The organism is Salinibacillus aidingensis (genome assembly GCF_055393355.1).
On record NZ_AP043759.1, the window covers coordinates 1,451,931 to 1,464,943 of the forward strand.

The window sequence follows — 13,013 nt, forward strand, 5'->3', positions numbered from 1 at the left end:
GAGAACCACACAATGAAGAAACTGCCATCCACAAACGTATTTGCCATCCTTTTTATGGTTATATTCGGGATTATATTTGTTTTTTTGTTCAGCCGTTTAATGTATATTCAGGCCTCAGGAGAAGTCGATGGAGTTGACCTGAATAAATGGGCAGAGAAGCAAAGAACAGCTTCCTATACATTAGATGCGGAGCGGGGCCGGATCCTGGACAGGACCGGTATGGTGCTTGCTGACAACCGGCCTTCTTATAGAGTATATGCTGTACTGGATGAGGATTATTCCAAGAATTCAGAAGAAGCGTTGCATGTTAAGGATCCTGTGAAAACAGCAAATAAACTCGCTCCTGTTCTGGGAATGGATGCGAATAAAATCGCAGAGGTCATCCAAAACGGACAGGAACGGGATGCCTTTCAAGTAGAATTTGGTGCGAGTGGTGAGGATTTAACGGAAGAGAAAAAAGAAGAAATAGAAAAGCTGGATTTGCCGGGAATCTATTTTCAGGAGGGGCAGAAGCGCTATTACCCGAATGACCGGTTTGCTTCCCATGTGATTGGTTTTACTCAGCAGGAAGAGGATAAGTTAAAAGGAATTTTAGGTATTGAAAAATCTATGAACTCTCAATTGACAGGGCAGGATGGATATATTTCCTATCAGCAGGATCAGTATGCCAACAAGCTGTTAAACCCAAATGAAATTCTGAAGCAGCCACAAGACGGGGAAAATGTCTACTTAACTCTTGATCAGAAAATCCAAACCTTCCTGGAAGATACAATGTCAGATATCTATGAACAATATAACCCCAAACAGATGATGGCTGTTGTTATGAATCCGGAGACCGGAGAGGTTCTGGCTATGGCAAATCGGCCTACCTTTAATCCAAACACGAGAGAAAATATCGATAATTGGTATAATGACATTGTATCTTATCCCTTCGCTCCTGGTTCAACCATGAAAATATTCACGGTTGCCGCAGCTATGGATGCAGGCGTTTATAATGGAAATGAAACCTTTCAATCCGGGAGATATAAATTTATGGATGGAGCAAAACCGGTCAGAGATCATAACTGGGGAAAAGGATGGGGAACCATTACATATGATGAGGGGATTCGCCGTTCCTCAAACGTGGCGGTATCCAAGCTAGTCTGGGAAAAGCTTGGTACGGAAAAATTTCTTGAGTATTTAAAAAGATTTGATTTTCATCAGAAAACAGGAATTGATCTTTCAGGTGAGGCAGCAGGACAGATTACTTACAAATGGCCATCTGATAAAGTAAGAACGGCATTTGGTCAGAGTACAACTTTAACACCGATTCAATTAATGAAGGGTGCGACCGCTATAGCTAATGATGGGAAAATGATGAAGCCCTATGTAATTTCCAAAGTGAAGGATGCAGATGACAGTAAAACGATTAAGGAAACGAAGCCACAGGTTGTTGATGAACCTATTAAAGCAGAAACGGCAAAAAAAGTTAGAGACCTGCTTGGGACTGTTATTTCCAGTGAAGACGGAACAGGTCAGGAATATCAATTAGACGATTATTCTGTTGCCGGAAAAACCGGCACAGCCCAGCTTCCTGATCCTGAAAATGGCGGATTTTTGACAGGAAGAGAAAACTATATCTTTTCCTTTTTAGGAATGGCGCCTAAAGAGGATCCAGAACTTATGATGTATGTAGCCGTTAAGCAGCCGGAGTTGGAGAATACTGAAGCAGGTTCGGAGCCTGTGTCGTATATTTTTAAGTCTGTTATGGAAAAGAGCCTCCACTATCTGAACATTACTCCAGATAAGAAAACAAAAGGACTATCCGTTGATTCTATTGAACTATCTGACTATAAAGGACAGTCAGTAGAAGCTGTTAAACAAAGCTTAGGGAAGCAAAAAGTCCAGACAGAAGTCATAGGGAATGGAGACAAAGTAAGAGCGACGTTACCACAGGCTGGCAACAAAGTTCTGCCGGAAAGTACCGTGATGCTTCTGACAGATGGCGATGCTGTTATCCCGGATTTAACAGGCTGGTCGCTTCGTGAAGTATTGAAATATGCGTCTGTTTATGATCTGAAGGTTGAGCATATTGGAAATGGGTACGTTGTTCATCAGAGCGTGGACCCTGGAGCTAATGTGAAAAAGGGATCTTACCTGAGCATTAAGCTGGAGCTGCCAAATGGCAGTGACAATGAAAAATCCGGGACGGAAGACCGTGCAGATGCCGACACAGAAAACCTGGAAGAAACAGATGAATCCGGATAATGAGCCAGGCAGGGGCCTATTTAAGGTCCCTGCCTTATTTATCACGCATGAACTGGCCGTAATACTCCCACTTGAAGTCTTGAGGGTAACCCAAACAAGGCTAAGTGGGGGAAAAACGGCCAGCAAATTCCTGATAAGCTCAACTAACCATCAGTGTGGGATGAAGCCCCCCACTGATGGAAGTTTCACTTTATGTCTCCTCCGCTTTTCTGTTCTACTTTGTGATTTAGGTTCATATATTGTGATACAAGCCTGCCTTGTAAGACGAGTGAAATGTGTTAAAGGATGATGCGGTGTGAAACGTGTATCACAGGTTACTGTGCGGAGACGATTAGTCGCTGCTTTTCTTTTTGCTTTGGTTTTCTTTTTAGTCATGTGTATTCGATTAGGCTATGTTCAGTTTATTGTCGGGGATGAAATTACAGAAAAAGCGGAAGATTTATGGAGCAGAGATATTCCATTAAAGCCTGAAAGAGGAGAAATCCTGGATCGAAACGGGGAGGTTCTCGTGGGCAATGTTTCAGCTCCAACTGTTGCTGTTGTTCCCCGGCAGATTCAAAACCCGCAGGTTACAGCAGAACAGCTGGCGGATGTTCTGAATATGGATGTTCAGGAAGCTTATGAATATGTGACGAAAAATGTATCTGTGGAAATTATTCACCCTGAGGGAAGAAAAATTTCCGAAGATCAAGCGATTAAACTGCAGGAGCTTAATCTAGAAGGGGTATATATTGCGGAAGACTCTAAAAGACACTATCCGCATGGAAAGTATCTATCACATGTTTTAGGTTTTACCGGGATTGATAATCAGGGCTTAGCTGGTATTGAGTTATATTATGATGACAAATTAAATGGAAAAGAAGGCTCTCTTTCCTTCTTTTCTGACAACAAAGGGCATAAACTCAAAGATATAGCCGAAAATTATAACGCTCCAGAAGATGGGTTAGACTTAAGATTAACCATTAATGAAGATATACAGACCATTATCGACAGAGAATTAGATTTAGCGGAGTCAAAATACAATCCTGATGGAGCCTGGGCCATTGCTATGGATCCTGATTCAGGTGAAATCTTAGCTATGGACAGTCGCCCTGACTTCCATCCGGCTAATTATAAAGAAGTAGATGCGGAAATTTACAATCGAAATCTCCCTATATGGAGTACATATGAGCCAGGTTCAACCTTTAAAATTATCACCCTTGCATCTGCGTTGGAAGAGGGGTTAGTGGATTTGCAGGAGGATAAATTTAATGATACAGGCTCAATCGAAGTATCAGGGGCCAAAATCAGCTGCTGGCAGGATGGGGGACATGGCCATCAGACGTATTTGGAAGTCGTCCAAAACTCCTGTAACCCAGGTTTTGTTTCCATGGGAGAAAAAGTCGGCAAGGAAAAGCTGTTCAGCTATATTAAGGATTTTGGGTTTGGAAAAAAGACTGGAATTGATCTGCACGGAGAAGGCTCCGGTATTTTATTTAATGAAGAAGACGTTGGCCCAGTAGAGCTTGCCACAACTTCTTTTGGCCAGGGTGTTTCTGTAACCCCTATACAGCAGGTGGCAGCTGTGTCTGCAGCTGTGAATGGGGGCTATTTATACAAACCATTTGTTGCGAAAGAATGGCTCGACCCGGTAACCGGAGAGGTTGTAGAAAAGACGGAACCAGCGTTAAAAGAACAGGTGATCTCCAATGACACCTCAGAGGAAATTCGTAAGACCCTTGAAAGCGTAGTTGCAAAGGGTACAGGTCGAGGGGCTTATGTTGATGGATACCGAGTTGGCGGGAAAACAGGTACAGCACAAAAAGTTGGCGAAAACGGACAGTATTTAAGCAATAACCATATTGTTTCCTTTATCGGATTTGCTCCCGCAGATGACCCTGAAATCGTTGTGTATGTTGCGATCGACAATCCGAAAAACACCGTTCAATTTGGCGGAGTTGTAACCGCACCGATAGTTGGTACCATTATTGAAGACAGTCTGCGGGCAATGGATGTGGAAGAGCGTACGGATGGTTTAGAAAAGGAATATAAGTGGCCTGAACAGCCAAAAGTGAAGGTGCCTGATTTAGTAGGCCGAACGACGAAGGATCTGCAGGAATATCTGGTTCATCTTTCTGTTGATAAAGAAGGGGAAGGAAATACCATTATTAAACAGTCCCCTCAGGCAGGAAAAATGGTAGAGCAGGGTTCCACGATTCGAATCTTTTTAGGAGATGAAGGCTCGTCGGAGAAAGAAGAGTGATTTTTTCATCGTTAAGAACCCTTAATTTTGCTATAATATAAACGAATGTTTTAAAACGAGGCAGGCGAATTGAATATGAAACTAAAACAATTACTAAAACCATTAAAATTTTACAAATGTGAACAAAATATTCATGATATTGAAGCAGAGGGAATTGAAATGGATTCCCGGCAAGTGAAAGCAAATGATTTATTTGTTTGTATAGATGGCTTTACCGTGGATGGACACGATTTTGCAGAAATGGCAGAAATGCAGGGGGCTTGTGCAGTTGTGGCTGAACGCCCCCTGTCTTTGAACATCCCTGTCATCATTGTCAATGATTCGGTAAAAGCTCTGGCTCAACTGGCAAATCAGTTTTATCAACAGCCCAGTGAAAAATTTCAGTTAATTGGAGTTACAGGTACGAACGGAAAAACAACACTTACCTATCTGCTTGACGAAATATTCCGGAATCACGGTCATGAAACAGGTTTGCTTGGTACCATCCAGATGAAGATAGGGGATGAAACCTATCCTGTAAAAAATACAACTCCTGATTCATTATTTTTGCAGAAAAACCTACATAAGATGGTTGAAAAAGATGTAAATACCGTGATGATGGAAGTCTCCTCACACGCTCTTGATCTGGGAAGAGTCTACGGATTGGATTTTGATATCACTGTCTTTACAAACCTCTCACAGGATCATTTAGATTACCACAAAAATATGGATGATTACTTAAGAGCCAAAAGTCTGCTATTTGCACAGATGGGAAATCAATATTATTCTCGCAGAAAGCTGGCTGTTTTAAATTATGATGATGATGCCTACGATCTGCTTTCGAGAAGTACGGCGCATGAGGTGCTTTCCTATGGTTTATCCGATGGTGCCGATGTTCAGGCGAAAAATATTATGCTGCGTCCGGATGGAACCACATTTGATATGATTACACCCATTGGAGAAATTCAGATTCAAAGTAAATTGGCGGGAGAATTCAGTGTGTATAATATGCTGGCTGCCAGCAGTGCGGCCATTAGTGCAGATATTCCACTGGAGACCATCAAGACATCCCTTGCCACAACAAACGGTGTACCAGGCCGTTTTGAACCTGTACAACGAGGACAGAAATTTGGGGTTATTGTTGATTATGCACATACACCAGATTCCTTAGAAAACGTTGTGAAAACCGTGCAAACATTTACAGAGGGGAAAACCTATGTTGTTGTTGGATGCGGCGGGGACCGGGATAGAGGAAAACGTCCGAAAATGGCAAATGTCGCCGTCAACTATAGTGATCTGGCCATTTTCACTTCTGATAACCCGAGAACGGAGGACCCGGACCAGATTCTTCAGGACATGACGGAAGATTTAAAAGTACAGAATTATGAAGTAGAACCAGATCGGAAACAGGCGATTGCTAGAGCCGTTCAATATTGTAATCCGGGAGATGTCGTGATTATCGCCGGAAAGGGTCATGAAACCTATCAGGAAATTGGTACTGAGCGGTTTGATTTCGATGATCGGGAAGTTGCATCAAATATGATTGACGAGAAATTAAAGGAGCGTTCATAATGGCAAAATTTACCGCAAATTGGCTTGCATCCCTGTTTCCTGAGTACCAAGGAATAGGTTCAGTCCCGGTTCAGATAGACGATGTTTTTACGGATAGTCGTCAGTATACCCACTTTGGATTATTTATACCCATTGAGGGCGAACGCTTTGATGGCCATGAATTTTTAAAGGATGCCATAAAAAATGGTGCAGCAGCTTCCCTCTGGAATAAACAGAAATCAGTCCCTGAATTCGTACCTGCTGATTTCCCCCTCTTTTTTGTTGAGGATACACTGGAAGGCATGCAGCGGTTAGCGAATGCCTACCGGTTAAAAATAAATCCAAAGGTGATCGGGATTACCGGCTCAAATGGAAAGACAACCACAAAAGACCTTACAGCTAATGTTCTAAGTGAGAAATATAAAACGTGGAAAACAAAAGGGAACTTTAATAATCATATCGGACTTCCTTTATCGATTCTGCAAATGCCTCCTGATACGGAAGCATTAATTTTGGAAATGGGAATGAATCATTTTGGGGAAATCGAAGTCTTAACCAATATTGCTCAGCCGGATATAGCGATGATTACAAATATAGGGGAATCCCATATTGAATATCTGGGCTCCCGTGAAGGGATTGCGAAGGCAAAAAGTGAAATTGTCGAAGGATTAAAGCAGGATGGCTGTTTGCTGATTGATGGGGATGAACCTTTATTAGATCCTGTTGCACGCAAAACGAGAAGTTACCGGATCGGAGAAGGCACAGATAATGATTACGTAATCAAATCGATCCAGCTTTCGAATGAAGAAACCACATTTGAAGTGGAGAATCATCCCTATTCCATCCCGGCATTAGGCAGGCATCAAGCTAAAAATGCTACATTTGCAATCGTGACAGCAAAAATCCTTGGTTTGGATAAAAGTCAAATCGAATCAGGGTTGCAACAAGTTGAATTAACGGGAATGCGATTTGAAAAAATAAAAACAACAGAAGGAACGGAAATCATCAATGACGCTTATAACGCATCTGCGACGTCAATGAAGGCATCTATCAATGTTATTAAAGAAATGGATGCGAAAAGGAAGATCCTGGTTTTAGGGGATATTTTAGAACTCGGAGCGTTTTCCAAAAAGATTCATCGTTCGGTCGCAGATGTCATTTATCCACCGATTGATATCCTGTATACTTATGGGGAAGAAAGTAAGGAAATGGTTGAGTCCTTAAGAAAGAGAGAGGAAAATCGTGTGGAAGCTTATTCGTTTAACACGAAAGAAGGGCTTATTGAACAGCTGCGGAATGACCTGAAACCGGAAACCATCATCCTGTTCAAAGGTTCGAGAGGGATGAAATTAGAAAAGGTTATTGAAGAAATAACGAATTAGGTGTCCGCAGTGAAGAGGGAGGAACTCAGATAATGTCACAAACTATATTGTTAATCACCATAGCTGTATCATTTTTAATAGCAGTACTAATATCACCAATTTTAATTCCTTTCCTACGTCGTTTAAAATTTGGTCAGAGTATCAGGGAGGAAGGGCCGGAATCCCATCAGAAAAAAGCCGGTACTCCAACTATGGGCGGTTTAATTATCATTATTTCTGTTGCGTTTACTGCTCTTTTTATAGTTTTTAAATTTAAGCCTTCTCCGGTAAACTTTGAAATTTATTTACTTTTATTTGTGATAGTCGGTTACGGTTTAATTGGATTTTTAGATGATATTATCAAAATTATGAAAAAGCGGAATCTGGGATTAACATCCTTACAAAAAATGATTGGACAGATTATTATCGCTGTCGTTGTCTATTTCATTTTAAAAGAGCATGGTTTCCCTACGGACATTGGAATTCCAGGTACGGATTTCACCGTTGATTTAGGTGTCTGGTATGCACTCTTTATTTTATTTATGCTTGTCGGTTCATCCAATGCAGTGAACTTAACCGATGGCCTTGATGGACTGCTGGCAGGTACAGCTGCAGTCGCATTCGGAGCCTTTGGTATTTTAGCATGGAATGGCAACCTTCAATTTGAAGTCGCCATTTTTGCTCTATCCATCGTAGGAGCACTGTTAGGGTTTCTCGTCTTTAATGCTCATCCGGCTAAGGTGTTTATGGGGGATACAGGTTCCCTGGCTCTGGGTGGCGCGATTGCTATCATAGCGATTTTAACGAAATTGGAATTATTACTCATAATTATTGGTGGAGTATTTGTGCTTGAAACCTTATCTGTGATTATTCAGGTCATATCATTTAAGACAACGGGCAAAAGAGTATTTAAAATGAGTCCGCTTCATCATCACTATGAACTTAAAGGCTGGTCTGAATGGCGGGTAGTGGCCACATTCTGGGTAGTCGGAATATTATTTGCAGCATTAGGAATTTACATCGAGGTGTGGTTAACGTGAATACAATAAAACAGTTTCCGTATGAACAAGTGCTTGTGCTAGGTTTAGCCAAAAGTGGAGCAGCAGCAGCACGTATCCTGCTGGAGAATGGAAAAAAGGTACGGGTGAATGATTTTAAGAAAGAAGAGGAAAATCAGGCAGCACAGGAGCTGCGGCATTTTGGCATCGAAGTGATTACAGGAGGCCATCCGCTTTCGGTTCTGGATGATGTAGAAGTCGTGATTAAGAATCCAGGGATACCGTATGATAATGTAATTGTCAAAGAAGCGATCCACCGGAACATACCTGTGATAACGGAAATTGAACTGGCCGGATTATTAACGGATGGACCGATTGTTGGTATAACGGGCTCCAATGGGAAAACAACGACAACAACGTTAATTTATGAAATGCTTCGCAGCAGTGGAGAAAAGGCAAAATTATCCGGGAATATCGGTACCGTAGCAAGTGAGGTAGCTAGAGACAGTGACCCGGACGATATTCTTGTCATGGAGTTATCCTCTTTCCAGCTGCTGGGCATTCAGACTTTTAAAGCAAATATCTCAGTGTTACTGAATATCTTTGAGGCTCATTTGGACTATCATAAGACAATGAGTCACTATGCAAATGCGAAGGCCAAGATATTTGAAAATCAGACAGAAGATGATTATGCCGTATATAACTTAGATGATGAAAGGGTTGTAGAGCTGGCCGATCGAACCAATGCCCGGAAAGTTCCTTTTTCGGTAACCCGGCCATGTAAGGATGGGGTCTGGTTTGACGGGGATACCGTCTATTTTAAAGATGAGCCAATCATCAAACGAAATGAGATTGTACTCGTCGGGGATCATAACTTTGAAAATATTCTTGCGGCCATAGCTGCCTCCAGATTAATGGGTGCTACTCCTGAAGCCATACGCAATGTATTGACCACTTTCCAGGGTGTACGACACAGGATGCAGTTCGTCAGGGAATTTGAAAACCGGACCTTTTATAACGATTCAAAAGCTACGAATATACTCGCAACCTCGAGTGCTTTAAATGCTTTTAAACAACCAATTATACTGCTGGCTGGCGGTCTTGACCGTGGAAATGACTTTGATGAATTAATTCCGTATTTGGACAACGTGAAGTCAATGGTCCTTTTTGGACAAACGGCGGAAAAAATTAAAAATACTGCTAATCAGGCAGGAATACATGATGTAAAAATCGTCGATAATGTAGAACAAGCGGTACAACATGCTTATGCCCAATCAGAGAGTGGAGATGTAGTTCTTTTGTCTCCAGCGTGTGCGAGCTGGGATCAATATCGCTCTTTTGAAGAGAGAGGAGACATGTTTGTACGAGCCGTGCATAAGTTATAGTAGGGGCTTGTTTTACATATAGCCCCAAATTCCATGGTGTGGAAATTGGGGGTGTTTTTTGTTTTGAACCGTAGCCATAGAAAAAAGAAAATGCCGGATTTAACCCTGCTGATTGTTGTGTTTGCTCTCCTGTTCATTGGGGTTGTTATGGTTTATAGCTCATCTGCTATCTGGTCCTCTTATAAATTTGAAGATCCTTTTTTCTATGCAAAGCGACAGCTGCTATTTGCTGTAATCGGATTAATCGCCATGTATTTCATGATGAATATTCCCTACCAGAAATGGCGTGAATATTCGAATCTGATTTTAATTATTTGCTTTGTTCTGTTAATTGCCGTACTGATTCCAGGTATTGGTTTAGAACGAAATGGGGCAAAAAGCTGGATAGGAATTGGAGCTTTCAGTATACAGCCTTCAGAATTCATGAAAATAGGTCTTATCATCTTTATGGCTAAAATTCTGAGTGATAATCAAAAATATATTACGACCTTTAAGCAGGGGTTTCTGCCTGCCATGTTACTGGTTTTTGTCCCTTTTGGTCTCATTATGCTGCAGCCGGATCTTGGTACGGGTATGGTACTCGTCGGGACCTGTTTTGTCATGATATTTATTGCCGGGGGAAAAATTTCTCATTTTATGGGCTTAGGTATGATCGGGGTTATTGGTTTTATCGGTCTAATTTTATCCGCTCCGTATCGGATCAGCCGGATACAGGCTTTTTTAAATCCCTGGGAAGATCCGCTGGGAGATGGCTTCCAAATCATTCAGTCTTTATATGCGATCGGACCTGGCGGCTTAATGGGAATGGGATTAGGCCAAAGCCTGCAGAAGTTTTTTTACCTGCCCGAACCTCAGAATGATTTTATCTTTGCGATCCTGGCAGAAGAGTTAGGATTTATAGGAGGAAGCTTTGTTATCCTGCTGTTTTTCTTACTCATGTGGCGCGGGATAAGAATTGCTCTGGGTGCCCAGGATTTATTTGGCAGCCTGCTTGCTCTTGGGATTATAGGAATGATTGTCATTCAGGTATTTATCAATATCAGCGTGGTGATAGGGCTGATTCCTGTAACAGGGATTACCCTTCCGTTTATCAGCTACGGAGGTTCCTCATTAACCTTAACCTTATTATCAATGGGGATTCTACTAAATATTAGCAGATATGCTAAAATTTGAAGAGATAACCAGCTCAAACAAGAGCTGGTTATTTTAATGCAGAAAATTATATACCAGTTGATTTGTGGATTGGAACTCTGGAACTATGTCGATTTCCTTCCCAAATAAAAATTATTCGTAAATAATTTATAAAGGACGGAAATTTGCTTAGGTTTATGTCACAAAATTACACAAAGAATGATAAAATGTAAGATAGGTCACACTTTGTTAAAAAAGCAAGAACGAAGGAGGATACCCGACGGAGGGGATTCTGTCAGCAGCTAAATGACCTGCATGTTGGGAAAATCATAATAAATGAACCATTATCCAAACTTACTACCATAAACATTTAGGGGTCTGGTGATTTATGGGTGGTGCCGGACAGGAACCAGTATTACAGAAGAGGTTCCAATCGAGTTCATGGCTCAGATATTTTGAAAATACTCATTAAAGCCCATATTCTGTTTCCGGGTGGTACGTTAAAATGGCTTACAAATGAGGAAATTTTCTTACCGTACATCTGTATCACAGAAGGAAGGATATTGGGCAGATGATTATGTTTTAAGGAGATTACGGTAAAATGGCAGAAAAAAAAGTAATATCCATTGAGAATCGCATACCAAAACTGAAGGAAGCCAGAAAGAAAAAGGCAAACAAACGTCTGATTTTTTACTTGTTGCTCTTCTTTTTGCTCATATCCATCATTGTTTACCTTCAATCTCCGTTAAGTCATGTGAAGCACATTACAGTAAAGGGCAATGATTTTGTAGAAGAATCCAAAATTGTGAAGCTGAGCGGGATTACGAATCAAAACAATATTTGGAATTTGGAATTTGAGCAAATGGAAAAACAAATTTCCAATCAGCCGGCGATAAAAGAAGTATCGATTGAACGTCGCCTTCCAAGAACCGTTCATATTTCTGTGGAGGAATATGTGCGTGTGGGCTATGTAAAAGGAGAGGGCCAATTTATTCCGATTTTGGAAAATGGCAAGTTCTTAAGTGACAGTGCGATAGACACTCCGAATGGCGATGCTCCTATCCTGATTGGCTGGGAGAAAAACAGTACGTATTTAAAAGAAATGACGGAGGAGCTTCGCAATGTAAAACCCTCATTAGCAGCACAGATCTCTGAAATTCATTGGGATCCGAAAGAGTCGAACCCTTACACTATTCAGTTATATATGAATAATGGACAAGAAGTTGTAGCTTCTATTCGAAATTTCTCTGAAAAGATTCAGGTCTATCCATCAATTGCCTCTCAAATTAGTCCGGAACAGAAAGGAATTGTGTATATTGATGTAGGAGCATTTTTTGTTCCTTATGACCAGGTACAGGAAGAGACACCTGCTGAATCTGACGAGGCAGAACAAGAAGGGGAGAATGCGAATGAAACTGAAGGGTAAGCATGTCATATTCTCCTTTATTTTCCTTGTAGCCGGTTTTTTGTTAGCCCTGGGTTATAAAATAGCCAGCGAAGAACCTAAGATTATACGTATGAATGATGAAGAGCTTCAGGAAGAACTGGAATATCAGGCACAATTAAATAATATTGACCAGGAGAATAAGGAATTAAGAGCTGAACTGGAGTCCTTAAGAAGTGATATCCGTGATTTTGAGGAAAATTTAGGCGGTCAGGAAAAACAGCTGGCATCGTACATAGAAGAGAGAAATAAGCTGGAGCTGATTACCGGGGATGTACCAGTAGAAGGGCCAGGGATTTCGGTTACGCTGAGTGATGCTGAATATATTCCGAACGAGGAAAACGTGAATGATTATATTGTCCATGATCTGCATGTGCATCTGGTAATAAATGAATTGCTCGCTTCAGGGGCGAATGCAATTGCGATAAATGGACAGCGGATATTAGGTGACAGCTATATAGCTTGTACAGGTCCGGTTATAACCGTTGATGGAAAGCAGCACCCAGCCCCTTTTGTTATCCAGGCCATTGGAGATCCTGAGGTATTACAGGCAAGCATGAATCTGCAGAATGGTGTGCTTGATAAATTGGTGAGTGACCATGTAGAAGTGAACATAAAAACAAGTGATCATATACAAATGGATGCAGTTTTTTCGAGTGAAGGGTGGTAAGTCTG

9 protein-coding genes and 1 pseudogene are annotated in these 13,013 nt (G+C 41.3%); all 10 read left to right on the plus strand.

The features are described from left to right. Window positions 1-12: 12 nt before the first annotated feature. The 10 genes and pseudogenes from ACZ5OK_RS07930 to ACZ5OK_RS07975 all read left to right on the plus strand — a co-directional run bounded on the left by ACZ5OK_RS07930 (window position 13) and on the right by ACZ5OK_RS07975 (window position 13,008). Complete coding sequence (locus ACZ5OK_RS07930; RefSeq protein ID WP_343840906.1) at window positions 13-2,247, plus strand: penicillin-binding protein; 2,235 nt, start codon at window positions 13-15, stop codon at window positions 2,245-2,247. A 295-nt stretch (window positions 2,248-2,542) separates the two neighbouring features. Next, complete coding sequence (locus ACZ5OK_RS07935) at window positions 2,543-4,489, plus strand: stage V sporulation protein D (protein WP_343840909.1); 1,947 nt, start codon at window positions 2,543-2,545, stop codon at window positions 4,487-4,489. 75 nt (window positions 4,490-4,564) lie between these two features. Next, on the plus strand, window positions 4,565-6,040 hold the full coding sequence (locus tag ACZ5OK_RS07940) for a UDP-N-acetylmuramoyl-L-alanyl-D-glutamate--2,6-diaminopimelate ligase (protein WP_343840912.1): 1,476 nt from the start codon (window positions 4,565-4,567) through the stop codon (window positions 6,038-6,040). Beyond that, window positions 6,040-7,401: a UDP-N-acetylmuramoyl-tripeptide--D-alanyl-D-alanine ligase gene (locus ACZ5OK_RS07945; protein WP_343840915.1), complete on the plus strand. Its 1,362-nt coding sequence runs from the start codon at window positions 6,040-6,042 to the stop codon at window positions 7,399-7,401. Before ACZ5OK_RS07940 ends, ACZ5OK_RS07945 begins: the two co-directional genes overlap by 1 nt. A gap of 32 nt (window positions 7,402-7,433) precedes the next feature. Then, window positions 7,434-8,420, plus strand: coding sequence for a phospho-N-acetylmuramoyl-pentapeptide-transferase (mraY, locus tag ACZ5OK_RS07950; RefSeq protein ID WP_343840918.1), 987 nt, complete (start codon window positions 7,434-7,436; stop codon window positions 8,418-8,420). Continuing rightward, a complete protein-coding gene (murD, locus tag ACZ5OK_RS07955) occupies window positions 8,417-9,763 on the plus strand; it encodes a UDP-N-acetylmuramoyl-L-alanine--D-glutamate ligase (RefSeq protein ID WP_343840920.1) in 1,347 nt (448 codons plus the stop codon). Before mraY ends, murD begins: the two co-directional genes overlap by 4 nt. 90 nt (window positions 9,764-9,853) lie before the next feature. Beyond that, entirely contained in the window at window positions 9,854-10,936 is a 1,083-nt protein-coding gene (spoVE, locus tag ACZ5OK_RS07960) for a stage V sporulation protein E (RefSeq protein ID WP_343841516.1), read from the plus strand. 398 nt (window positions 10,937-11,334) lie between these two features. After that, window positions 11,335-11,452: pseudogene (locus tag ACZ5OK_RS07965) on the plus strand (UDP-N-acetylmuramate dehydrogenase); the annotation flags it as partial. A gap of 43 nt (window positions 11,453-11,495) precedes the next feature. Continuing rightward, window positions 11,496-12,320: a cell division protein FtsQ/DivIB gene (locus tag ACZ5OK_RS07970; RefSeq protein WP_343840923.1), complete on the plus strand. Its 825-nt coding sequence runs from the start codon at window positions 11,496-11,498 to the stop codon at window positions 12,318-12,320. Then, window positions 12,304-13,008, plus strand: coding sequence for a DUF881 domain-containing protein (locus ACZ5OK_RS07975; RefSeq protein ID WP_343840926.1), 705 nt, complete (start codon window positions 12,304-12,306; stop codon window positions 13,006-13,008). Before ACZ5OK_RS07970 ends, ACZ5OK_RS07975 begins: the two co-directional genes overlap by 17 nt. Window positions 13,009-13,013 lie beyond the last annotated feature (5 nt).